This is a genomic window from Micromonospora sp. I033 (genome assembly GCF_053890995.1).
Genome location: NZ_JBSSLX010000005.1, coordinates 1 through 22,515, shown reverse-complemented (window position 1 = coordinate 22,515; position 22,515 = coordinate 1). Strand labels below are relative to the sequence as shown.

Genomic DNA, 22,515 nt, shown 5'->3' with positions numbered 1-22,515 from the left:
ACGAGCTTGCCATCCGACGGCGAGCGGAGCAGTCCTGGACCTCACAGCGCCGTGGTTCGTAACTCGCCGACACGAATCCGACGACGATCTTGCAGCGCCAGGCCCGAGGTTCATCGTGTGCCCGAAGCCGCGGAGTTCACCACCGAGCGGGAAGCCGTGGCGCAGGTGGCGAAGATGACGCCGGGCGGGCTGCGCTTCCACGACCTGCGGCACTCCTACGCCACCGAGATGGTGTCGCGCGGTGTCCCGGTCAACGACGGCCAGGCCGTGATTGGCCACGAGTAGCCGTCGACCACGTTGAACCTCTACGCCCACCGATCAGACGGGAGGGATCAGCGCGTCCGGGACGCGTTCGCTGACGATCCGCTGACGCCCAACGACAACCGACGATGGAATCAGCAACAGCCACCCTCTCCCGAGGGTGGCTGTTCTGCGTTATTTCGATGGTGGGCGATACTGGGATCGAACCAGTGACCTCTTCGGTGTGAACTCTCGGCGAGGGGGTCGGATCGGGCTGGGTACGAGGTCAAACGGCCTGCTGACGCTCTACTCGGCCGGGTTCGGCTGGCACCGTTGCTGTACTTCGCTGCTGTACTGCTGGCATCAGACGAGGCGCCGGATGCGGACCTTCGGACGCTCGTTCCTCGGGTGGCCCTGCTTGTGCTGGCGGACCTGCTCGTCCCAGACTTCCTGGTCGTAATCGGGGGCCGGCGGGATCCATCTGTGGGAGCCGTCGCTGTAGTGGAACTTCTCGTCGCCGGGCCGGAGGATGCTCATCGGGTCCAGCCGAGGAAGCGGTGGTGCAGGTGACCGGCGGGGACGTGGGCCAGGTCTTGGGAGGCGTCGACGAGCTGGGCAGCCAAGTAGACAGCGAGTGACACCGGAGCGTGGTCGTACTCGGCTCGCAGCTCTCGCCGCCGGATCTGGCAGGGCCACTCCCCTGCACATCCGCCGCAGGTCCAGGCCGGCTTGATCGGGTCGTGAGTCGTCATCGCGGGCCGTCCTGGCTGGGCCAGTGGCCGCGGTTGATCGGAATGCGGTGACGGCTTCGGCACGGCAGGGTCGCGCCGCATCGGCAGACCAGTTTCCAGTGCCGCCAGGACCAGACAGGCCGATGGCGGCGGGCGAGGGTGAGCGCTGCCGCCAGGACGTACTCGTCGTAGGAGACCCGCTTCATTGGCTCGCGGGAGCCGTCGGGGTTCACGGACCGCCGAGTCTGGTAACTGGAAGGGAGCACTGCCGCCTCCTCGTGCCGCAGGTGTCCGGAGGCGTGGATGCCCGATCGCGGGGGATGCGCCGGACATCCACGCCGGCGAGGACGGCCCACAGCGCCAACCGGGGGAATCGACCTCCTCGGCAACCTCCCACAGGTACCGTTGGGTAGTCAAGGGCTGGCGTAGGTGGTCTACTCGTGTTGCCAACCGAGGGGAACACCGTGCCACCGCGTTACCGCTACGAGCAGATCGCCGACGACCTCGCCGAACGCATCGCGTCCGGCGAATTCCCGCCGGGCTCCAAGCTGCCCAGCCGCCGAGAGTTGATCGAGCGCTACGAAGTCACCGAACCGGTGATTGACCGCGCGATGCAGGTGCTACGGATCAAGGGAATGACCGAGACACTGCCGGGAGTCGGCGTCTTCGTCGCTGAGTAAGTGGGTCAAAGCCCCGGAATGCATCGAGCTCTTGACGGTTCGGTGCCGCACTGCCTGTGCATCCCGCCAAGTGCGCCAATGCCAGCAACCTGCCGCTAGCAGGGCTCATGATGCGGTGAGCCACCCGGCTTTTCGAGTGACTAGCAGGAGCTCTTTAATTCTCCAGCGCCGCACTCGGCCGAAGGTACCGGAAGCCCGACCAGTCGCTCATCGCTTTGACGAGCAGCTGCTTCGTCCGCTCCTTACCTTCTGCGATTACAACGTCCGCGAAGCAGGCGCAATCAACGAGGCCGCGCCCATCGATCAGGCACATCATGATCCCAGTCGCCTGTACTCCGCGCGCCGCAATCGTCGCGCTGTCATCAATGACGGGCAATGGGACGCGCGCGGCTATCTCCTCGGCGAGCAGCCGAGCAATGCGCGGGGAGCCGAAGCCGCCCATGACAAAGCCGACAACCTTTCCGACTCCCCGGTGGACCTGCTTCTTTCCCTCCAAGATCCCCCGCGCCAACTCGGCAAGCCTCCGACAGTTCCTCGTACCCCAAGACCGTCTGATCTTGTTCCAGGTCTTCTCCGATACGTACTCGCCAGCCCGCTCCTCCATCGCCGCCAGAGCCCCGCTGCCGATGGCGTCCGCACAGTACGACGCGGCTTCCCGTACTAAGTCAAAGTCGCGCCGTTCGGGCTGCCGTGGCATCGGCATACGACGAGCCGGAGCGCCTGCTCGCCGCCGTGGAATCGGCCGCAAGACGGGCACATCAGCCCCTCGCGGGTGGTCTCGGCAGCGCTCTCCGGCAGAGCTAACCAGCCGGCGGCATCTGGTCCCGTCGTGGGTACGGGCGCCACACCTCGTCGTGGCCTTGCGGCGCACCGGAGAGTCTCCCCACCGATGGTGCCGACAGCGGTCGCCGGCGGCAGCAACGCGCACTCGGCACTTCGTTCCGTCCTGCGTCCGGCCTCCACAACGCGCCATAACTCAGCGTGGCGGCCCGCTCACCGCCTACACAATGGCCGGTTGCTGTCGGACTAATGGCTGCAAATCAGGGTGAGGATCTGCTAACGCGGCGGAGCCAGCCGCGGCTGGGCGCCCTGGCGCTCGGTGCTGGATCAGGCTGGGCGATTATCGCCGGCACTTCGATGTGAACGCGGATTCATCCTGCCGCTGACTGCTGTCTGCCGCTGAACTGCGTTGTAGAGCATGGCGACAGCGCTGCTCCGTGTCGTCGGCTGTCGGCCGTTGCTGTTGCTTTCGCTGCCTCCTGGCTGCTTCGCCTCGCCCGCTTGTGCCGATGCCTTCCGGACGCCGAACAGGTCGGGACCAGGTCAGCGCGCCGCCATGTGGGCAGCGTCTGGCACCTCGGGCAGGCTCTTGGACCCCGCAGGCAACCGGCACGGCCTGAGTACCGGTCGTCACCTAGGTCAGCCACCGAGTTCCACTCAACGACGTGGTTGATGCACGTCACGACCACGGCGCCAGGTTTGGTTTCGGACTGGCCGCGATCCTAAACACATCTAAGGGCCCGAGAGGGCCGGCGGTCGGGTGTCAAGCGGCCGAAACGCCGGGTGCCGACACCCCAACAGCCAACCTTTAGCCCCCCTCGCCACAGTCCTGTGCTGCTTCCCTTCGTGGCGGGTCGAGGCCCGGAACACCGCCCCGGCCTACGGTTTGGCGCCCCATCAGATCAATGTTGCCCTGATCGAGGCTCACGCGAGAGATCCCGCGATCCGAACGGGACCAACGCGCCACGGCGTCGTCGAACTCTAAGGCCCAGCCTTCGACCATTGCTGCACTTATGATGGATGCCGCCGCTTCGTTTTGGCGTGGGCCGCCATCTGGATAACCGTCCAGTCGTATGGCAAATGTCGCGGTGACGCAGGGGGGTATTGGCGGCAGCCAGAAATACACGGGCTTGGTGTAATCGATGACGTAGCCATTTGTGACCGATGGGTCCACGGGCGTGATGGCGAGACCGGATTTTGGTCCAGCATTAAGGCGAACGTTCTTGAGCGGTATCGGAGACCGGTTCTGGACCCGGAGTTGCGGCCACCCGATGGTGGGCGCCCGCTTGGCGTCTTCAGGAGCACTGCCGTGCCGTTCGTCCAACCACCACCACGCCACCCGCGAAACAAACCGCTGCTCCGTTCGTTGAACGGATCGCTCGTTGATTTCCTTCTGGCTGCGGTTAATCTCCTTCTGATCTTCGAGCGTCTCCCGCCCGACAGCAACCGCCCACCATGCCATGATGACCGCTAGCACCGCCGCGAGGGCCTGCACCCACTCCGCGGGCTTCGTCGGCTCCCGCGTTGTCATGCTTGTCACAGCACTGTCTGGTGGTCTGCCGTTCAAGATTGCAGCAGATTTCGCGACACATCCATTGGGTTGCAGACGCGAGGGCACAAACAGACCACTTTCAAGCCTGTGCCATTGATCATCAGGAACCAAGGCGACTTCCTCTATTGAAGACCACCAAACACGTCCCACTTCGGCCACAAGGCCGCGTCCGCACGTCCGACTGACAGTCCTCAGTCTTGGGTGTGAACGCCAGCGCATCGTGCGCTGCTATCGATCGTCATCCTGTGTCTCTGAGCTCGGCCACCGCCGTGTCTATTGTCGTGCCGTGTCGCCATCAGGCAACGCGTTCGATGCCTCTTTGCTGCGCGGAAAGGCGCCGATCAGCTTGCGCCAGTGATGCTCTGCCGGTACTCCAGGGCCTCAGGCACTTCCTCGTACTGCAGCAGGTTGCCCGTCAGAGCGAGCAGGTGCGTCTTGGCCTCGGCAGGGGTGACGCGGAAGAACTCGCGGCGCTGGTTGACGAGGTTCACGCGACGGTCCGCCAGACGGGCGTGCATCTGGGTCTCGATACCGACTGCGTCATCGGAGAAGAACAGGGCGTGCACGTCGAAGTTGAACGGGACCGAGGCGTCGCTGAGTTCACGCACCCGGTCGAGGGGGTCCAGTCGCCGGGTCATGCCGATCTTCACCATGTCCTCGCCGAACGCCCCGATGTTCGAGATCACGTAGACGTAGCCGGCGCGGACGTTCGCGGCCCGATAGTCCACGGCCTCGGCCGCCGCCTCGACCTCAGCGAGGCGTTCCTCCATCTGGGCAACGCCCTCGGAGTCACCCTTGGCCCGAAGGGCAGCGAGCGCGTTGGCGTAGTGCTGCCGCTCCTTCTCCAGGCGCGCCCGCTCACGTTCGATTTCCTGCTGGACCTTTCGCTCCTCTCGCAAGCGTGCCTTCTCCTCCCGTTCTCGCTCCTTCTCCTCCGCGACCTTCGCCAGGTAGTCCGCGGTTAGTTCCAGTTCCTTCTTGCGCAGACGGTGGTAGCCGTTAGCGATCCGGATGTCCATCGTCTTGCCCAGGCGCGCGATCGTCTCCGCCACCTTGTTGAGGCGCTCGATGGCCGAGTCCAGCCTGTAGGGCTTGAGACCTCGGACTAGGTTGTCGGCCTCGGCGTTGTACGCGCGCAGAACGAGCTTCGAGTAGTCCCGGATCATGGCCCGTCCCTTGGCCTCCGACCCGGAGACGGTCCAGCGGGTGTCCGCCTGGACGGCGCCACCATCCCTCCGGGCCATAGCCTTGATCCGGTCCTGGATGGTCGCGAGTTCGCCCTGGTAGGCCACGGCGTCGGTCAGCGGGTGCCGGTACTCGTACACCCCCACCTCCTGCAGCAACGCGGTTTCCTCAGTGAGAACCACCTGTTGCTTCAGCCCTGTCATTCGCTGGTCGAGCTCGGCTGTCTGCGCGGTCAACCGGTCGCGATACTGCTCCAGCTCGATGGCGCTCATCACCCCGAGCCGTTTCATCTCGGACTGCAGACGATCTAGCTCCGCTCGCAGCTGGGCAACCTCGCCCTGGCGCTGGTCCAGCTGCCCCTGCAGCCTGGTGGCCTCGGCATGCCACGCGTTCAGCTTCTTCTGCAGCTCTCCGTTCTCGGCGGCAAGCTCCCGCGCCTTGCCGCGCGCTCCGAACAAGGGGATGTCCTCGTCGACCCAGAGCTGCCACCCAGCAGGCGGCGGGCCCCATGCCGGGTCCGGAGTCCAGCCCGCCGGGGGTGTCCAGCCCGCCGGGGGTGGCGGCCAATTCGGCGGTGGGTTGTATCGCATCGTCATCGCTGCTCGCGTGTCCTTTCTGGTTGACCGACCAACGTAGGACGACGTCGATGAACCGGTCAATCCGTCGCACGTACTTCAGCGCTGGTCTGTCGTAGGCGCGACACTTCGACCTGGCGAGGCGAGGCCAGTACCGGCCTTGACCGTCGGTCCGCTTACCTTGTCTCCCAACAGCCATACATGAGGAGACAACTGATGGGTCGCACCCCCGCCACCGACAAGGCCGCCATCTCGACCTCCATCAGTTGGCCGGCAGCCCTCGTGGTGGTGCTCGGTGGGCTGTACCCGGCGGTGCACGGCGCGTACTGGGCCATCCCTGTCACTGCGGCGGCGATCGCGACCGGCATCGGGGTATGGAAGGCTGTGCAGTTGCTTGGCCTGATTCTCAACCACATGCACTGGCGAGACGTGGAAGTGCCTGCTGCCGACGATCTCAGCTAGACGCCCGCCTCGGAGACGGGACTGAGGGAGCCTCTGGCTCCCGAGAGCAGGGCCGTCGTTCGTATGCTCCGTTGCTGCGGCGGGGCTGACGGCAGCTTGTCACGACCCTGCATTCGCAACCGTGGACTATCTGCACGTCTGCGGTACCATACGTTGATCTACGAGAGGGAGACGGCGGAGTGGGCAAGCCACGGGCGTTCATAAGCTTTGAGATGGAAGACCAGTGGGCACGGGATTTCCTCGTCGAGCACGCGAAGAACAAGAACAACGATATTCAGTTCGTCGACTATTCGGTGCACGATCCTTTTGATACCAGATGGAAGACCAACTGCAAGCTGCGCATTGCGCAAACGGCGGGTACGATCGTGTTGATCGGCTCGACAACGTACCTGAGCGAGGCGGTACTCTGGGAGATCGCGGAGACCTCGCGTCAAGGTAATCACATGTTTGGGATTCAAATTTACAGAGACCGCACCTACCCTATCCCTGAGGGTCTGTCTTCTCAGCGGGTCATTCGCTGGGACTTCGATTCCATCGTCGCGGAACTTGAGTCTTGGGCGTAGGGCGAGATGTCTGAGGGTAACTATCTACAGCGGCTTGCTCGATTGATACGGGATGAGGTGCCATCACGTTCCGTGCCGACTGAGTTCGACACGGAACCCCTCTTCCTGGCTTATGCGGTGTTGCTGAAGGCGTGCGGCACTAGCGTTACGCCGCAGGACGTCCACAACGCATGGGTTGCCTGGATGCTGACCTACGATCCCGGACATGAAGCCCTGGTGCCGTACGAAGACCTTCCGGTCGATGTGGCCAAGCAGGACGACAAGTACGTAGAAGCCATTCGGCGTGTGGCTTCTATAGAGGGAGCCAGTCCAACGCGATGAGCAAGCCGATGACGAAAGCGATTCCGTAGATCGCCATAAAGACTGCGGGAACCCTCTTCTCGCTTTCGGTAAAGCTCCGATAGGTGCGCTTGTTCTCCCCCCTGTCGAGCGCTTCCCATTCCGCGTCAAAGATGGAGGCGGTTAACGCCTTCTCCATTCGGAGAATTACAGCGAACTTGCCCTTGTTCAGCTGGCCGAAGGATATCAATAGAGTTCGCCACCCCCATGCCACGATTAGCCCAGTAAGGCAGAGAATTGCAATCACAAGGCCGTGCCTCCTTGCGTTGGCTCCCTGTCTAACGAATAGCCCGATGGCGGTTAGCAGCAGTCCATTGGCCGTTAGAAAAAAGGTGTTGGTGCCCTGCCTTCGCGCTACAAGCGCCTCTGAGGTCTGAACCATCATTTTGTACAGCTCGAACAGCTGGGTTTTGTCTTCGTTGCTGGTAGGGGCTCCTTGCGGCATCAACGCTCGATCGATGCGGTCTGGCTCTGGCGTGCCGGGTGGATCAGCGGCGTTGGCCAAGGAGTCAAGCTGCTCTGGCCCAGGACGTGGTGGTGTCACTCGTGGCGCGCCCGAACGCAAGATGAGCAGGCAGATTATGGCGCAAATGGCCACAAAAGCAATTACGGTAAGTAATTCCCTGTGGGTCATGCCCGTCCGCCCCTCGCCATCGAAACGCGTAAGGTTACTTGGGCGTGGCCCACATTGCTCGTTGACAGGCCCTGAGATCACTCAGCCTTGCCATCCTGATGCTCCTATGGATGTCAACCCGGCGACTCCTTGACCCCCAGGCAACCAACACGGCGCGCTGACCTGGGACAGCAGTAGCTTCTAGCAGCACCAATCGTCCACCAACGTCCGTGGTCGTCCCTCGCCGGTCGCACCCGTCGTCACCCAATTAGTCACCCGGGCTGGCCGGTCACACGGTCGCGGCTCCATGCCGTCAGCAACTCCGCGGCGAGCCAGTGCCCATTGGCGCGTGCGTAGTCCAACGGTGTGCGGCCTTCACGATCGACGGCGTTCGGGTTTGCGCCTCGTGCCAACAGGAGCGCCGTAACGTCCACATGCAAGGGCCCTCCAGACTGGAGGGCGCCATCGCCCTCGACGTCCACTGCATGATGCAGCAGGGTCATGCCTTGCTCGTCGGCATCCTCGGCGGCAGCTCCATCGTCTAAAAGTTGCCGCAGTCGGGGGAGGTCTTCCATCTCTACGGCGTGGTGAGTCGGGGTCACCGAGTCAGCCTAGAGCCTTCGCGCTCCGGCCCAACAGTCAGACGTTGAAGCGGAACTTTGACGTCCACTCCCGTCACCTGCGCCGGCTTGCTCGACGCGCTGGCCACGCCCTGTCCTGGCCTCACATCATTGGTCGCTGGTTGCCGACGGTTCACGCCGTCTTGTGCCCCGGGTGTGCCCCAAGCCCAGCGAGCGGTAGTTCCTCCAACGACGAAAACCCGCCGAGGTCATCGCGCCGCCGATCGCACCCAACATCGCCTCGTTGAAGGGTCCTGGCTGCTCTACGTAACCCAGAGCGACCATGAGTCCGACCCCGGCCGCCACCACGCCCACGGCCAGCATCGTGAGGTAGAGGAGGCGACCACGCACTGCACCAGTAGATCAGTCACACAATCCGGCGTACAGGTCGACTCGTCCGTCGCCCACCAGGTCAGCCGCTGTCACGCTATAGCTGGGCCTGCTGTTTCTTCGGATGCTGCTGGTTGTCATCAGTCGTCTCTGGCCGGCGTTTGGCGGCCCGGTGACGGCCCATACGGCCCGAGGGCCGCCCAAGAACGGCTCAGTCCTGAAGGATCACGCCCGACGCGGCGCCCGCCTGTCTTGGTCCGCCGCCAGATGGCCGATCCCACTGCGAGCAACTGTCAGTTTCGCGACCTTCCGCTTGCGGTCGACCAGTCACCACTGTAGGCAAGATGATTCCAACGTTTACCCCCCTTCTGACCCCCTACTTAAGGCGCGAAATTGGCTACAGGTGAACACTGGCTCTACAAGTGGATCGACGAGTTCGAAGTGTCGGAACGTCGGCCAGTAGCTGAGGTAATTCGTTTCCCCGGGGCTGTCAACCGACTCTATGAGATTCTGAAGGCCAGGCCACAGGAATCTGGGGTAATTCCCGTTACCGGGGCTGTAGTTGCCGGGCCGGGTATGGATATCGCTTCGGCAATGTGCTCGACGGCAAGTTGTCGAGTGCGAACGGTAGATGAAGAATTCGGCCAGCTTCTCCATTACTTTGACTACTTTGTCATGGAGGGCCCCGAGTCGAGAGCGTACCTCTTATTGTTTGAGAAAAAGGGGGTGCGAAACTGGCTCGAAGGACTTTTCCGGCGACTCGACACTGACGTTCGCTTCTTGCTCCACCTCAGGGCTATCGGCTTGTCCAACTACGTCATCTTCGCCGACAAGCCGGAACTTCAGTTCGATGACACCTTCGGCGCACGTCTAGACCGTGTCGGCCTGGGCCACCTCTACGACCCACGCGAGATTGATAAGATTGCAAAGCAAATTAGTCGCGAGGGTGGTATAGAGGTAAGACAAGTTAAGCCGCGACACTGGCGCGTGATGCTTGTTCACCCGCTATTTGAGGGGACTCTGAGCAGGTATGTTCAGCGAAAGACTCGGCCTGATAAGGTAGAGATTGGATCAGAAATTATCGCCGGCCATATCCTCGAACTTTTGGAGGACGTCGCTGCGGCGGACCAGTTTAAAGCCCCATTGGCGTCACTTGCACAACCGAAGTTCTTTGAAACTGCTAACCCTGAGACGACGACTCCGTCTGTGGACCAAGTCGCACTTAACCTTCAAATTCCGGTCCTTCTAGGGTTGGATACGCGCGATATCATCGCGCTGCGGGAATCCGAGTACGAACATTTCGAGAGGTTCCGCGCCACCCTAGTTGAGTCCATCCACATGGCGATAGAGAAGCATGACTCAGATTCGCCAGATAGGATCGCGGCCGCTGTTTGGAGAGATAGCGTCGAGCCGGCGATCGCGGAAATCGACCGGAAGATGAGGAGTTCAAGCAAGTCGCTGGCGTTTAAGGCAGCAGCCGGACTTTCAGTGGGAGCCGCTACTACAGCTTTTGGTGCGCTCGCTTCTTTGCCATTCGTTGTTACCGCCGGGGTTGCAGCAGCAGCCACTCCGCTCATTCAGGCCTATAAGTTCTTCGACGATAGGCAGGCGATCGAACTGTCGGACATGTACTTTCTTTGGAAGGCTAAGCGGCACTCTCACAGTTAGGGCCTGCTTAGCCATCCCGTCTGCCGTCGACCCGCCCTCCTGGGAAGCGGGCCGCCGCCCGGTCCGCCACGTCAAGACGGCCTTGACGCACGTACGGACGCTGGCGGGCCGGGCGGTGGTCTGCTCGGCTTGCCCGGGTCGACGGCTGGCGGGATGGCCCTGCGCAACCACCCACGGACCGCAACGCGCGGACGGAGCCCCGGCCGTCCCGGAGTCGTTGCGCCCCCGCCGGCGGCGCAGTAACCGCAACCCCGCGACCGCCGCCAGCTCGCCGACGCGGCCGCGGCCGGCCCCCTACGCCGCGCGGGCTCTTGGCCGCGCGGCCCGGCCGGCTGCCGGCCCACCACCTCCCTCATCAACGGCCTATCGTTCTGCGGCGGCTCCTTGGGCTTCCCGCTTCCGCGCCAGCCGCCGGGCGTGTTGGGTGGCCGGAGTCGGAGCGCCAGCGAAGCGACGGACGCGCGCCCAGGCGGCGGTGCGTGCGGCCCGTTCAGGGCCGCCTTGATAGACGTACAGAAAGTCCTCACGCAGAAGCCGGCAGGCGGCTGTCCGGTCTCGGGACCTGCGTAACACATCGGTATCAGGACCTGCGTGACACTCGCCGAGCGCAGCAGGAGATAGGCGTGACGGGAACAAGGACACCGGGTGCCCCAGGACGTGCTTGCTGCTCACCGAGCCGAGTCTGCAACCATGCCCCGATGGTCAACGTCGTGATCGACGACAACGGTCAGGACCCTGCAGTCGTTGCGGTCATGCTGCAGGGGCCGCCGTCATGGGAGTTTCACTTCTGGATCCACCTCAGTGACCTCGCTCGCCTGCGGTCTCTCCGCGATGCCAACTGGACCGCACTTCGCTCAGTGCAGCTCGGCGAAGACGGAGCAGGCACACCGGTGCATTGGTCAATAGACGACGACACCCTCACAGCGTTGATCGGCCCCGACGACGAAACCTGGCACCTCGCCATCTCCATGCCCGTCGGCACGCTCGACCGCCTCGCACAGGAAACCGTGAACCTCCTGCCCCCGCCAGAGCCACCAACGCCCTACCCGGGCCAGCTAGAGATCTTCTAGCCGGATGTGTCACCCACGTCCTCAGACAGATTTGTCACGCAGGTCCTGAGACCGGACAAAGCCGGCAGGCGGCCGACCGTCAGAGGCAGCCACGCCAGCCGTGTGCCAGCCTGACGGCCATGTACACGGAGACACGGGTCGCGTTGGTCTGCACTTATGACAGCGACGCTGATGCCGCCTACATCTACCTCGATCATCCGATCCCACCGACTGGGGTGCAGCGGATGGTGCCCTTCGACGCTGATGAAGGCATGTACAACCTCGACCTCAACCCCGAAGGCCATGTCGTCGGCCTGGAAATCCTCGATGCCGGCAATCGGCTACCGCCGATGCTCCTCCGGGCGATTCTGAAGCAAGCCCAGGAGCAGGCAGAGGGCGAATGAGCCTGGCCCTGCCCGAGGATGGCCCCACATCTTGCAGTGGTCCTGCGCTAGCCGAATGGGGTTCAAGAGTGCCCGTAGCCGACGAGTCTCACAGGCTGCGGACTCACGGCGGGCCCACGTGTCGGTACCCGGTGCTACTCTGGCGCTCGTCGAGGACGCCAGCGCGGCCTTCATGCCGGATCGCTGGACTCGACGTCGGAGATGCCGAGCGGCCTTTTTGCCGCTGATGCGGGCCACGTCCCGCCGGCTCTCGATCGCACCGGCTGCTGTGCCGGTCCGCGAACCCGCTGAGCGGCCCAGCACGGTCTTCCCTGCCGTCGACGGTGGCCTTGGATCCGCACATCTCCACGGGTGGGGGCAGCCTGCGGCAACCCGCCGGATGCCGATATCCCAGGTTCCCCACCCGTGCCGGCCCACTCATCAGGTTCATGAGCGTGAAAGGACATGACCGATCGGCGGGAAGTGGCATCACCACGACTCCGCCCTCCGGCGTCAGCCGCCCTCTCGGCGGTGCCAGGAGACACGACGAACACCACCAGCGGACAGGCGTCCACGGCTGGTGGTGCTTCGTCTCCCGTCCCTGCCACCCCCGCAAGAGGAGACAGTCTTGTCCACCACCCCGTCCACCATCTACCGGCCCGGTCTCGCCGTCGGCCGTGACGCCCAGGTCCTCCACCGCGCCGCCTCGCCGGAGTTCTCCGGCTGGCTGGAGCACACCCGCCCCGCCGGCGGCTGCTCGCGCCCGATCCGCCTCACCGGCGCCATCGCCGCCGTCGACCGGAACACCGGCCGCATCACCGGCCGGCTGCATACCGACGAGCTGCCCGACCGCACGCTCTACAAGGCCTGCGGCAACCGCCGCGAATCGGTGTGCCCGGACTGCGCCTGGGTCTACCGGGGCGACGCCTACCAGCTCACGCGCTGCGGCCTGACCGGCGGCAAGGGCGTCCCCGACTCGGTCGGCCGGCACCCGGTCGTCTTCGCCACCTTCACCGCTCCGTCCTTCGGCCCGGTTCACCGTTGGCACGTCGCCCGCCACACCTGCCGCGGCCGGCAGCGCTGCGACTGCCGACCGGCCCCCTGTCACGCTCGCGCCAACGCCGGCACCTGCAAACATGGGCAGCCCGCGGCGTGCTTTAGTCGCCACGAGGCCGACGATCCGCGGCTCGGGCAGCCGTTGTGCCTGGACTGCTACGACCACGACCACCAGGTCGTCTGGAACTACTTCTCGGGCGAGCTGTGGCGGCGCACCAAGCAGGCCGCCGACCGCTACCTCGCCACGCTCTGCCGTCAACGCGGCATCCCCAAGGTCCGCATCGTCACGGCCTCCGGCAAGGTCCGCTGGGTGCCGCCCGTGCGGGTCTCTCACGGCAAGGTCGCCGAGGTGCAACGCCGGGCAGCAGTGCATTTCCACGTCCTGCTACGCCTCGACGGCGTCGACCCCGACGACCCGGACGCCCTCGTGCCGCCACCGGACGACATCACCCTCGACGACCTGGACGCCGCCGTCCACGACGCCGCCTCTCGGATCACCGTCACCACACCTCCACACCCCGACCAGCCAGATGGCTGGCTGGTCGCCTGGGGCGCGCAGGTCGACGTCCGACGCATCAACAACACCGACGGCGAGCTGACCGATGACAAGGTCGCCGCCTACCTCGCCAAGTACGCCACCAAAGCCACCGAAGCCACAGGCCACTCTTTCGCCCGACTCACCCCGGCCACGGTCGACGACTACGCCGATCCCGAAGGCGACCACGTCGCCCGCCTCATCGACGCCTGCTGGCACCTCGGCAGGCCGATCCACACCGACCCCAGCAGCGGCGCCGCAAGCGCCGATGACCGTCAAGACAGCCTTGACACCAGAACGAGCGTCTACGCCGGGCTGCGGCGCTGGGCGCACATGCTCGGCTTCGGCGGCCACTTCCTCACCAAGGCCCGCCGCTACTCCGTCACCTTCGCCCTACTCCGCGACACCCGCGCCACCTACCGACGCGAAGAAGACGACCAACCCTCCGACACGATCACCGTCGGCACCCTCACCTACATCGGCTCCGGCTGGCTCACCGAAGGCGACGCCCTGCTCGCCAACACCGCCGCCCGACAGCAGCGCGAGAGCAGACGCATCGGTCGGGAAGAACTCGCCCACGCAGCCTGGCTCACCGGAGCTGCCGCATGAACCAGGACCTCCGCCCCCGCTGGTACTCGCCGGCAGAGGTCGCCGTCCTGCTCGGCTTCGGCATCTCCAAGGTCAAGATGAAGATCGCCACCGGCGAGCTGCGCTCCATCAAGGACGGCAAGTACCGCCGCATCCTCCCCGAATGGGTAGACGACTACATCCGCGAACAGGTCGAACGCCAGGAGGCCGCCTGATGCCCGGACGCACACGAGCCAACGGCGAAGGCTCCATCTTCCCCTACCGCAACGGCTTCGCCGCGTACGTCTGGGTCACCAAGCCCAACGGCCGGCGTGACCGGAAGTACGTCTACGGCAAGACCCGGGAGGCCGTCCACGACAAGTGGATCAAGTTGCACCAGCAGGCAAAGCAGGGGCCGGTGGCGACCAGCGTCCCAACTGTCGGCAGCTTCCTCACCTACTGGCTGGCCGAGATCATCCAGCCGAACCGCGCGCCTCTGACCTACGCCACCTACGAGACCTTCGTCCGCCGCTACATCTCCCCCGGCCTCGGCGCGAAGCGGCTCGACCGGCTCCAGTCCCGGGACGTGCAGACCTGGATCAACCAGGTAGCCCGGACCTGCCAGTGCTGTGCCCAGGGCAAGGACGCCGCCCGCCGGAAGGACAAACGGCGCTGCTGCGCGGTCGGTCGCTGCTGCCAAGCCGTCCCGTCGACGCGGACGGTCAGCGACATCCGGGCCGCCCTGCGGGCCGCCCTCACCCACGCCCAGGCCGAAGACCTCATCACCAAGAACCCGCCGTGCCCGTCACTCTCGCCACCGTCCGCCGCCGGCGGGGCAAGTCCTGGTCGAGCGACGAGGCCCGAAAGTTCCTCGAATCAGCCCGCGCCGACGAGGACCCGCTCTACGCCGCCTACGCTCTGGTCCTCGTCACCGGATTGCGCAAGGGCGAGGCCCTGGGACTGACATGGGAAGACGTCGACCTCGACGCCGGAGAGCTGACCATCGGCCGCCAGCTCCAACGCGTCCGCGGCCAACTCCTGTACCGCGACACCAAGACCCAGGCGTCCGACGCCACCCTCCCCGTGCCCGACATCTGCCTGACCGCACTCAAGCTCAGACAGGAACAGCGCGACGAGGCCAGATCAACAGCCGGCAATGCGTGGCACGAGACCGGACTGGTATTCACCACTCGCTATGGCACACCCATCGAGCCGCGCAACTTCCAGCGCTCCTGGCAGACGAGATGCGAGAAGGCCAACGTCAAGCCGATCACCGTACACGACGCCAGGCGCACCTGCGCCACGCTGCTCGCCGACCTCGACGTCCACCCCAGAGTCGCCATGCAGGTGCTGAGGCACGCCCGCTTCTCCGTGACGATGGAGATCTACACACAGGTATCGACGAAGGCGACCAGCGACGCACTCAAACGCCTCGGTGACTCACTCCGCCACTGACGGAACTGCTGTACTCAGCTGCTGTACGGGTAGCAAAAAGGCCATCCCCGATGACCGGGAATGGCCTTCTACCTGCGTGGGCGATACTGGGATCGAACCAGTGACCTCTTCGGTGTGAACGAAGCGCTCTCCCGCTGAGCTAATCGCCCTCAGCGCCGATGACTCTACCTGATCGAGACCCCGGACCAAAAACCGGGTCTCAGTGCGTCGCGAGGTAGTGCAGTGCCCGTGCCACGAGGTCGATCCCGAGGCTGAACTTGAGTGACAGCCACACCACGACCGACACGAACACCAGCCCGACGGCGCCCAGGGCGCAGCGGACCGGCAGTGAGCGGCTGGTGACCCAGCGCGTCCAGGCGTTGACGTGCCGGCGGGTGAAGGCGAGCAGCCGCCGCGCCCAGTGGAACTCGACGGCCCAGACGCCGAGGCCGGCGATCACGAGGAGCCAGCCGGGCCCCGGCAGCGGGATCAGCGCGATGCCGACGGTGACGATGATGGCGCCGAGCAGGCCGATGAAGATCTTGAGGGCGACCCGGCCGGTGGGGTTGGCCCGGATCATGTCGAGGGTGGCGTGCAGGCGCAGTCGCCATCGCCCGCTGCGCCGCTCGGCGAGAGCGGTCCGCGGACCCCCTTCCACAGGCACCTCGTACCCCCGACTTTTGGCTGCTCGGGCCGCACCTTTCGGTGGGCCCGCGGTGGCCCTCGTCCCCACCGGGGAACCCCGCGTGACCATTTCCACCCCCAGTGTCGCCCGGGACCGTCACCCCTGCTGAGGACTGGACGTTACCGGAGTAAGTCGACGACTGAACCACCCGTTGCCGGGCGGGAGGACGGATCGGGCGGAAGCGGAAATCCTACAAGAATTTTCATGTTCTCAAGGGCTTTCCGACCCCCTTCCCACCACTGGGTGAAGTCAGCGTATGGCGGAGCGTAGCCAGGAGCAGCACCTGAGTATGGGAAAAGCGGGACACGCGCGTTCCGCAGCGGTGCCGGGGGGAGAACGTCCATGAGTGTCATCCGACCGACGACCGTAGAGGTCGAGACGTCGCTAAGGCTCGTCGCGCCTGACGCCACCGCCTTGCCGGTGCGTGCCAGTCTGCGTTACGACCCTGCTGACCCGTATGCGGTCCATGTCCTGTTCCACGCCGAATCCGCCGGCGGCGAGGCGGTGAGCTGGTCGTTCGCTCGCGAACTGCTGGTCACCGGGCTCGACGAGCCGGCCGGCATCGGTGATGTCCGGGTCTGGCCGTGGGCCACCCCGCGCGGCGACTTCGTCGCGCTCGCGCTGTCGTCCCCGGACGGCAACGCCCTCTTCGAGGTCCCGCGCAGCGTGCTGGTGCGCTTCCTGCGCCGGACCTACGTCGTCGTCCCGCGCGGCCGCGAGGCCGAGCACCTGGACGTCGACACGGCGGTGAACCGGCTGCTCGCCGGCCGCTGACACGGCACACCCGGGGCCGCGCGGATCTGCCGAGTCCGCGCGGCCCCGGGCCGTCGATTACCGGGTACGGCTCAGCCGTGCGTGGTGATCCCACCGTCGACCGGGATGACCGCCCCGGTCAGGTACGCGCCGGCCCGCGACGCGAGGTAGATCGCCGTGCCCGCCATGTCCTCGGGACGGCCGATCCGGCCCAGCGGCACCTGCTGCTCGATGGCCGCCCGGGAGGCCGGGTCGTCCAGCGCGAAGGCCATCATCTTGCTCTCGAACGGGCCGGGCGCGATCGCGTTGACGGTGATCTGCTCGCCGGCGAGCTGGTGGGCGAGGCTGCGGGTGAGCATGTGCACGGCCGCCTTGGTCGCCGAGTAGGCGTACACCTCCATCCACGGCACCCGGATGCCGTCGATCGAGCCGATGTTGATCACGCGGGCCGGGTCGTCGGGGCTGGCGGTCGCGCGCAGCGCGGGCAGCAGCGCGGTGGTGAGCCGGAAGACGGCCTTGACGTTTACCGCCCAGAGCTTGTCGAACGCGGCCTCCGGGTACGACTCCAGCGGCGCGCCCCAGGTCGCGCCGGCGTTGTTGACCAGCACGTCGAGCCGGTCGGTGCGCTCCCGCACGGCCCGGGCCAGCCCGAGCGCGCCGTCGTCGTGGCCGAGGTCGGCGGGGATCGCCTCGCAGTGCCCCTCGGCGGAGAGCTCCTTGGCCACGGTCTCGCAGACGTCGGCCTTGCGCGAGGAGATGATGACCTTGGCGCCGGCCCGCACGAAGCCCCGGGCGATCATGAGACCGATCCCCCGTGAGCCGCCGGTGACCAGGACCGTCTTGCCTTCGACCGAGAACAGATCCGTCATGCCCATCCCATCGCCGGTGTGCGGGGCCGCGGGTCGGTCGGGCGACCCGGGCGCTACCGATCGGTAACCTAACCGTCCCTGCTCAGTGCCGACAAGACCGGCCGAAAGCGTCGAGATGCAACGTGCGCGCGGGACGGTTACCGTCGGGACGATGGTCACTACCGGTCAGCCCTCCCCGGCCACCCGCACCGACCTGTCCGCGCGTGCCGCCGACGCCGACGAGATCGGCACCGGCGCGCTCGCCGACCTGGCGCCCGCGCCCGGCTGGCCGCGGCCGGTCCTGCTCGACGCCGATCTGCTGATCCTGGTCACCCACGGTCACGGCAGCGCCGAGTTGGACTTCCGGGCGCTGCCCTGCCGGCCGGGCACGCTGCTGCGGGCCCGCCCCGGTCAGGTGCTGCGCTGCCTCGGTCCGCAGCTCGACGCGACGGTGGTGCGCTGGGGCCCGGCGACGCTGCGCGGCCTGGACGTCGACCCGGACGCGGTGCCGGCGTACCGGCAGCTCGCCGGGGAGGACGAGGACGCGGTGATCAGCGAGGTGACCCAGCTGGCGGTGGACGCCGACCGGCACGCCGGGATCCCGGCCGCCGCCGCGCTGCTGCGCCACCAGCTGGCCGTGCTGCTGCTGCGGCTCAGCCTGCTGACCGGTGGCGAGGAGCGGGCGACGCCGCGGGCCGAGACGGACACCTTCCGGCGGCTGTGCCGGGAGGTGGAGCGCGGCTACCGGCACACCCGCCGGGTGGAGGACTACGCGGCCCAGCTCGGCTGCTCGGTGCGTACCCTGACCCGGGCCTGCCTGGCGGTGACCGGCCGCAGCGCCAAGCAGGTGATCGACGAGCGGGTGGCGTTGCAGGCCAGCCGGCTGCTCGCCGCCACCGACGAGCCGATCGCCCGGATCGGCCGGCGGCTCGGCTTCCCCGAGCCGACCAACTTCGGTCGCTTCTTCACCCGGGAGGTCGGGGTGAGCCCGGGGGCCTTCCGGGCGGCCCGGGAGCAACCCCTGCCCGTCCGCATGGTGCGCCCTCGGCCGCCCGCCGACTCCCCCGCCCCCGCCGGGCGGGCATGATGGCACTGTGCAGATCTCCGCGCGCGGCGACTACGCGGTCCGGGCGGCACTGAGCCTGGCCACCGCGTACCCCACCCTGCTGTCCACCCAGGCCATCGCGGCGGAGCAGGACATGCCGCGCAAGTTCCTCGAGGCGGTCCTGGCCGACCTGCGCCGGGCCGGGATCGTCCGGGCCCAGCGTGGGGCCGAGGGCGGCTACACCCTGGCCCGGCCGCCGCGCGACATCACCATCGGGCAGATCCTGCGGGCCGTCGACGGTCCCCTCGCCGGGGTACGCGGGCTGCGCCCCGAGGAGACGCAGTACGAGGGGGCGGCGGAGAACCTGCCCCGGCTCTGGGTGGCCGTCCGCGCCGCCGTCCGCCAGGTGGTCGACGAGGTGAGCCTGGCCGAGATGGCCAGCGGGAAGCTCCCGGGCCACGTCCGCAAGCTGATCGCCCGCCCCGACGCCTGGGAGCCCCGCTGACCCTCAGAGGGTGCTGACCACCTCGGCGTAGTCGAGCCGGGGCAGCCGTTCCCGCCAGGCGTCCGGCGCCGGCCGGCCGATGTTCATGAGCAGCAGCACCCGGTGCCGGCCGTCGGGGAAGAACTCCCGTTCCACCCCGGCGGCGTCGAACCCGGCCATCGGGCCGGCGGCCAGCCCGGCGGCGCGTACCCCGAGCAGCAGGTAGCCGATCTGGAGCGCGGCGTTGAACCGGGCCTGGGCCTCCCGGCCGGCCGGGTCGCCGGCGAACCAGTCCCGCGCGCCGGCCCGGTGCGGGAACAGCTCGGGCAGCCGGTCGTGCCAGTCCACGTCGGCGGCGAGCACAGCGGTCAGCGGCGCGCCCCTCGTCTTGTCCAGGTTGCCCGAGCTGAGGTACGGCAGCAGCCGGGCCCGGGCCGCCGCCGAGCGCAGCAGCAGCACCCGCAGCGGCTGGGCGTTCATGGCGGTCGGGCCGTGGCGGACCAGGTCGTGGATGGCCCGGACCTGCTCCTCGTCGACCGGCTCGCCGGTGAACGCGTTGGCCGTCCGGGCCGCCCGGAACAGCAGGTCCTGGGCGGCCCGGTCGAGCGCGAGCAGGTCGGTGGCGGCTGCGCTCACCAGGTCTCCGGCCACGCGCCGAGCGTGGTGGTGTAGCCGCCCCGGTGATGCACCAGCGGGTCGCCGTCCTCGCCGGCGCCGAGCGCGAGGGGTTCGGCGAGCACGAGGGTGTGGTCGCCGGCCTCGATCCGGCGGACCACCCGGCAGAGCAGCACGGCCAGGGCGTCACCGATCAGCGGCACCCCGAACGGCCCGGCCGCCCAGCCCGGGTGGGCGGCGAACCGGTCGATCCCGCTGGTGGCGAAGATCTTCGCGACCTCCTGCTGCCCGGAGGCGAGCAGGTGCACGGCCACGTGCTCGGCGTGGGCCACGGTCGGCCAGCTCGACGACTCGCGGCCGAGGCAGAACGACACCAGCGGCGGGTCCAGCGACACCGAGGTGAACGAGGTGGCGGTGAAGCCGGCCGGGGGCAGCGACGGCCAGCGCCGGCCGCCGTGCAGGCCGGGGGTGGTGACCACGGTGACCGTGGACGCCTGCCGGCGCAGCAGGCCGCGGAAGGTGTCGGCGTCGACGGGACGCAGCTCGACGGTGCCGGCCCCGGGCCGGTCCACGGTCGTCACGCCGTCACCAGCTCTCGGCCGGCGTAGGTGCTGGCCGGGCGGGGCAGCCCGTAGTGCTCGCGCAGGGTGCGGCCGGTGTACTCGTGCCGGAACAGGCCGCGCCGGCGCAGCAGCGGTACGACGTGGTCCACGAAGGCCTCCAGTCCGTGGGGCAGCAGGGGTGGCATGACGTTGAAGCCGTCGGCGGCGCCCTGGGTGAACCAGAGCTCGATCTGGTCGGCGATCTGCTCGGGGGTGCCGGCGACGACCCGGTGCCCGCGGCCGCCGCCGAGCCGGCCGATGAGCTGCCGGATGGTGAGCTTCTCCCGCCGGGCCAGGTCGACGACGAGCTGGTAGCGGCTCTGGTGGGACTGCACCGCGGTGACGTCGGGCAGCTCGGGCAGCGGCCCGTCCAGCGGCAGCCCGGTGAGGTCGAGACCGGTCATGCCGGAGAGCTGGGCGAGGGCGTGCTCGGGCACGATCAGCGCCTCCAGTTCGTCGGCGAGGGCACGGGCCTCGGACTCGGTACCCCCGATCACCGGCGCGATGCCGGGCAGCACCTTGACCCCGTCGGGGTCGCGGCCGGCGGCGGTGGTCGCCCGCCGGAGCTCCGCGTAGAAGGCCTGGCCGTCGGCGAGGGTCTGCTGGGCGGTGAAGACGGCCTCGGCGTAGCGGGCGGCGAACGCGATGCCGTCGGTGGACGACCCGGCCTGGACCAGCAGCGGCCGGCCCTGCGGCGGGCGGGGGGTGTTCAGCGGGCCGTGCACCCGGAACCGCTCGCCGCGGTGCGCGATGTCGTGCACCCGGTCGGTGTCGGCGAAGACGCCGGCCGCGGTGTCGAGGACCAGCGCGTCGTCCTCCCAGCTGTCCCAGAGCTTGATCGCCACGTCGACGAACTCGGCGGCCCGGCGGTACCGCTCGGCGTGCGCCGGGTGGTCGTCGAGGTTGAAGTTGCGGGCCTCCCGTGCCTGCGCAGAGGTGACGATGTTCCAGCCGGCCCGGCCGCCGCTGAGGTGGTCCAGCGACGCGAACTTCCGGGCCAGGTTGAACGGCTCGTTGTAGGTGGTCGAGGCGGTGGCGATCAGGCCGACGTGCTCGGTGACGGTGGCGAGCGCGGCGAGCAGGGTGAGCGGTTCGAAGACGGCCTGGATGTTGTGCCGGACGGCCGGGCCGACGGCGAGCCCGTCGGCGAGGAACACCGAGTCGAGGGTGCCCCGCTCGGCGATGCGGGCCAGCTCCTGGAAGTGCGTCACGTCGGCGACCCGGCGCGGGTCGGTGCGCGGGTGCCGCCAGGCCGCCTCGTGGTGGCCGACGCCCATCAGGAACGCGTTGAGGTGCAGGGTTCGGGACATGGGGGTTCCTCTCAGGCGGTGACGTCGACGCGCCAGGTGGAGAAGCGGCGTTCCCCGGCGACGAGGAGCTGGTTGACGACCAGGCCGATGGCGGAGATCGTGATGATCCCGGCGTACATGTCGGGGATCGCGAAGTTGTACTGCGCGTAGTTGATGAGGTAGCCGAGCCCGGCCTTGGCGCCGACCATCTCGGCCGCGACCAGCACGAGGATCGAGTACGCCCCGGCGAGCCGGACGCCGGTGAAGATGGTCGGCACGGCCGCCGGCAGGATCACCTTCTGGAACAGCCGCAGGTGGTTGAGCCCCATCGAGCGGGCGGAGCGGACCAGCAGCGGGTCCACCCCCTTCACCCCGGCGATGGTGTTCAGCAGGATCGGCCAGGAGCAGGCGTAGACCACCAGGGCGATCTTGGAGGTCTCGCCCAGCCCGAGGATGAGCACGAAGACCGGCAGCAGCGCCAGCGCGGCGGTGTTGCGGAACACCTCCAGCAGCGGGCTGAGCAGGTCGGCGAGGGGCCGGTACCAGCCGATCAGCAGGCCGAGCGGGATGGCGGCGGCCACGGCCAGGGCCAGCCCGGTGAGCGAGCGGGTCAGGCTGGCGCCGACGTGGTCGGCGAGCTGCCCGGTGCGCAGCAGCGTCCACCAGGCGGTGAGCACCTCGGACAGTGGTGGCAGGAAGACCCGGTCGACCAGCCCGGCGCGGGGTGCGGTCTCCCAGACGGCGGCCAGGGCCAGCAGGGCGGCGCCGCGGTGCAGGGCCCGGCCACCGAGCCGGCGCAGCCGGCCGGGCCCTGCACCGCGGCGCCGCCCCT

General features: G+C 67.4%; 26 protein-coding genes, 1 tRNA gene and 1 pseudogene. 14 read left to right on the top strand and 14 right to left on the bottom strand.

Going from position 1 to position 22,515, the window contains the following annotated elements:
* The first annotated feature begins 117 nt into the window (after window positions 1-117).
* Window positions 118-285 (top strand): tyrosine-type recombinase/integrase, encoded by a 168-nt coding sequence (locus ACW0Q9_RS01695; RefSeq protein ID WP_456177944.1) that lies wholly within the window; start codon window positions 118-120, stop codon window positions 283-285.
* A gap of 318 nt (window positions 286-603) precedes the next feature.
* Here the strand turns inward: ACW0Q9_RS01695 and ACW0Q9_RS01690 are convergent, their stop codons facing one another.
* Together ACW0Q9_RS01690 and ACW0Q9_RS01685 are read right to left on the bottom strand one after the other, a co-directional pair.
* Entirely contained in the window at window positions 604-777 is a 174-nt protein-coding gene (locus ACW0Q9_RS01690) for a hypothetical protein (RefSeq protein WP_456177942.1), read from the bottom strand.
* The gene (locus ACW0Q9_RS01685; protein WP_456177940.1) at window positions 774-992 is read right to left on the bottom strand and encodes a flavin reductase; all 219 of its coding nucleotides are present in this window, start codon (window positions 990-992) and stop codon (window positions 774-776) included. Before ACW0Q9_RS01685 ends, ACW0Q9_RS01690 begins: the two co-directional genes overlap by 4 nt.
* A gap of 419 nt (window positions 993-1,411) precedes the next feature.
* On the opposite strand from ACW0Q9_RS01685, the gene ACW0Q9_RS01680 reads away from it, so the two are divergent.
* The gene (locus ACW0Q9_RS01680) at window positions 1,412-1,651 is read left to right on the top strand and encodes a winged helix-turn-helix domain-containing protein (RefSeq protein WP_456177938.1); all 240 of its coding nucleotides are present in this window, start codon (window positions 1,412-1,414) and stop codon (window positions 1,649-1,651) included.
* 154 nt (window positions 1,652-1,805) lie between these two features.
* Here the strand turns inward: ACW0Q9_RS01680 and ACW0Q9_RS01675 are convergent, their stop codons facing one another.
* The 3 genes from ACW0Q9_RS01675 to ACW0Q9_RS01665 all read right to left on the bottom strand — a co-directional run bounded on the left by ACW0Q9_RS01675 (window position 1,806) and on the right by ACW0Q9_RS01665 (window position 5,764).
* A complete protein-coding gene (locus ACW0Q9_RS01675; RefSeq protein ID WP_456177936.1) occupies window positions 1,806-2,348 on the bottom strand; it encodes a hypothetical protein in 543 nt (180 codons plus the stop codon).
* 891 nt (window positions 2,349-3,239) lie between these two features.
* Entirely contained in the window at window positions 3,240-3,962 is a 723-nt protein-coding gene (locus ACW0Q9_RS01670; protein ID WP_456177935.1) for a hypothetical protein, read from the bottom strand.
* A 362-nt stretch (window positions 3,963-4,324) separates the two neighbouring features.
* Window positions 4,325-5,764: a DUF4041 domain-containing protein gene (locus tag ACW0Q9_RS01665; RefSeq protein ID WP_456177933.1), complete on the bottom strand. Its 1,440-nt coding sequence runs from the start codon at window positions 5,762-5,764 to the stop codon at window positions 4,325-4,327.
* A 195-nt stretch (window positions 5,765-5,959) separates the two neighbouring features.
* Between ACW0Q9_RS01665 and ACW0Q9_RS01660 the strand changes: the two genes are divergently transcribed.
* The 3 genes from ACW0Q9_RS01660 (at window position 5,960) to ACW0Q9_RS01650 (ending at window position 7,089) form a co-directional block, all read left to right on the top strand.
* Entirely contained in the window at window positions 5,960-6,205 is a 246-nt protein-coding gene (locus tag ACW0Q9_RS01660; protein WP_456177931.1) for a hypothetical protein, read from the top strand.
* 179 nt (window positions 6,206-6,384) lie between these two features.
* On the top strand, window positions 6,385-6,768 hold the full coding sequence (locus ACW0Q9_RS01655; protein ID WP_456177929.1) for a TIR domain-containing protein: 384 nt from the start codon (window positions 6,385-6,387) through the stop codon (window positions 6,766-6,768).
* A gap of 6 nt (window positions 6,769-6,774) precedes the next feature.
* A complete protein-coding gene (locus ACW0Q9_RS01650; RefSeq protein ID WP_456177927.1) occupies window positions 6,775-7,089 on the top strand; it encodes a DUF7701 domain-containing protein in 315 nt (104 codons plus the stop codon).
* Here ACW0Q9_RS01650 and ACW0Q9_RS01645 read toward each other — a convergent pair.
* Entirely contained in the window at window positions 7,061-7,612 is a 552-nt protein-coding gene (locus ACW0Q9_RS01645; protein ID WP_456177926.1) for a RipA family octameric membrane protein, read from the bottom strand. The genes ACW0Q9_RS01650 and ACW0Q9_RS01645 overlap by 29 nt on opposite strands.
* Window positions 7,613-7,992: 380 nt before the next feature.
* Window positions 7,993-8,322: an ankyrin repeat domain-containing protein gene (locus tag ACW0Q9_RS01640; RefSeq protein WP_456177924.1), complete on the bottom strand. Its 330-nt coding sequence runs from the start codon at window positions 8,320-8,322 to the stop codon at window positions 7,993-7,995.
* Window positions 8,323-9,063: 741 nt separating this feature from the next.
* On the opposite strand from ACW0Q9_RS01640, the gene ACW0Q9_RS01635 reads away from it, so the two are divergent.
* The 6 genes and pseudogenes from ACW0Q9_RS01635 to ACW0Q9_RS01610 all read left to right on the top strand — a co-directional run bounded on the left by ACW0Q9_RS01635 (window position 9,064) and on the right by ACW0Q9_RS01610 (window position 15,383).
* A complete protein-coding gene (locus ACW0Q9_RS01635) occupies window positions 9,064-10,338 on the top strand; it encodes a hypothetical protein (RefSeq protein ID WP_456177922.1) in 1,275 nt (424 codons plus the stop codon).
* 698 nt (window positions 10,339-11,036) lie between these two features.
* Window positions 11,037-11,408 (top strand): hypothetical protein, encoded by a 372-nt coding sequence (locus ACW0Q9_RS01630; protein WP_456177921.1) that lies wholly within the window; start codon window positions 11,037-11,039, stop codon window positions 11,406-11,408.
* Window positions 11,409-11,527: 119 nt separating this feature from the next.
* Window positions 11,528-11,791, top strand: a complete 264-nt coding sequence (locus tag ACW0Q9_RS01625) for a DUF2283 domain-containing protein (RefSeq protein ID WP_456177919.1) — start codon at window positions 11,528-11,530, stop codon at window positions 11,789-11,791.
* A 607-nt stretch (window positions 11,792-12,398) separates the two neighbouring features.
* Entirely contained in the window at window positions 12,399-13,970 is a 1,572-nt protein-coding gene (locus ACW0Q9_RS01620; protein ID WP_456177917.1) for a replication initiator, read from the top strand.
* The gene (locus ACW0Q9_RS01615) at window positions 13,967-14,164 is read left to right on the top strand and encodes an excisionase family DNA-binding protein (protein ID WP_110562740.1); all 198 of its coding nucleotides are present in this window, start codon (window positions 13,967-13,969) and stop codon (window positions 14,162-14,164) included. The genes ACW0Q9_RS01620 and ACW0Q9_RS01615 overlap by 4 nt, the downstream gene beginning before the upstream one ends.
* Window positions 14,164-15,383: pseudogene (locus tag ACW0Q9_RS01610) on the top strand (tyrosine-type recombinase/integrase). Before ACW0Q9_RS01615 ends, ACW0Q9_RS01610 begins: the two are co-directional and overlap by 1 nt.
* A 77-nt stretch (window positions 15,384-15,460) precedes the next feature.
* Here ACW0Q9_RS01610 and ACW0Q9_RS01605 read toward each other — a convergent pair.
* Window positions 15,461-15,532: transfer RNA gene (locus ACW0Q9_RS01605), tRNA-Val, on the bottom strand.
* 50 nt (window positions 15,533-15,582) lie between these two features.
* Window positions 15,583-16,116 (bottom strand): TIGR02611 family protein, encoded by a 534-nt coding sequence (locus ACW0Q9_RS01600; protein ID WP_456177915.1) that lies wholly within the window; start codon window positions 16,114-16,116, stop codon window positions 15,583-15,585.
* Between the two features lie 273 nt (window positions 16,117-16,389).
* Between ACW0Q9_RS01600 and ACW0Q9_RS01595 the strand changes: the two genes are divergently transcribed.
* Window positions 16,390-16,821, top strand: a complete 432-nt coding sequence (locus ACW0Q9_RS01595) for an SsgA family sporulation/cell division regulator (RefSeq protein WP_007457244.1) — start codon at window positions 16,390-16,392, stop codon at window positions 16,819-16,821.
* A 71-nt stretch (window positions 16,822-16,892) separates the two neighbouring features.
* Here ACW0Q9_RS01595 and ACW0Q9_RS01590 read toward each other — a convergent pair whose 3' ends face one another.
* Window positions 16,893-17,669, bottom strand: coding sequence for an SDR family oxidoreductase (locus tag ACW0Q9_RS01590; protein WP_456177913.1), 777 nt, complete (start codon window positions 17,667-17,669; stop codon window positions 16,893-16,895).
* 151 nt (window positions 17,670-17,820) lie between these two features.
* Here ACW0Q9_RS01590 and ACW0Q9_RS01585 point away from each other — a divergent pair, with 151 nt between their 5' ends.
* Window positions 17,821-18,735, top strand: coding sequence for a helix-turn-helix transcriptional regulator (locus ACW0Q9_RS01585; RefSeq protein ID WP_456177911.1), 915 nt, complete (start codon window positions 17,821-17,823; stop codon window positions 18,733-18,735).
* Between the two features lie 7 nt (window positions 18,736-18,742).
* Window positions 18,743-19,198 carry an RrF2 family transcriptional regulator gene (locus tag ACW0Q9_RS01580; RefSeq protein ID WP_189198168.1) on the top strand — a complete coding sequence of 152 codons (456 nt, stop codon included), beginning with the start codon at window positions 18,743-18,745 and terminating at the stop codon, window positions 19,196-19,198.
* A gap of 3 nt (window positions 19,199-19,201) precedes the next feature.
* Here ACW0Q9_RS01580 and ACW0Q9_RS01575 read toward each other — a convergent pair whose 3' ends face one another.
* The 4 genes from ACW0Q9_RS01575 to ACW0Q9_RS01560 form a co-directional block, all read right to left on the bottom strand.
* Window positions 19,202-19,828, bottom strand: a complete 627-nt coding sequence (locus ACW0Q9_RS01575; protein WP_456177909.1) for a malonic semialdehyde reductase — start codon at window positions 19,826-19,828, stop codon at window positions 19,202-19,204.
* Window positions 19,810-20,373 carry a flavin reductase family protein gene (locus ACW0Q9_RS01570; RefSeq protein WP_456177907.1) on the bottom strand — a complete coding sequence of 188 codons (564 nt, stop codon included), beginning with the start codon at window positions 20,371-20,373 and terminating at the stop codon, window positions 19,810-19,812. The genes ACW0Q9_RS01575 and ACW0Q9_RS01570 overlap by 19 nt, the downstream gene beginning before the upstream one ends.
* Window positions 20,370-21,704 (bottom strand): LLM class flavin-dependent oxidoreductase, encoded by a 1,335-nt coding sequence (locus tag ACW0Q9_RS01565; RefSeq protein ID WP_456177906.1) that lies wholly within the window; start codon window positions 21,702-21,704, stop codon window positions 20,370-20,372. The genes ACW0Q9_RS01570 and ACW0Q9_RS01565 overlap by 4 nt, the downstream gene beginning before the upstream one ends.
* An 11-nt stretch (window positions 21,705-21,715) precedes the next feature.
* Window positions 21,716-22,515: ABC transporter permease (locus ACW0Q9_RS01560; RefSeq protein WP_456177904.1), on the bottom strand; the 800-nt coding region annotated here is incomplete at its 5' end.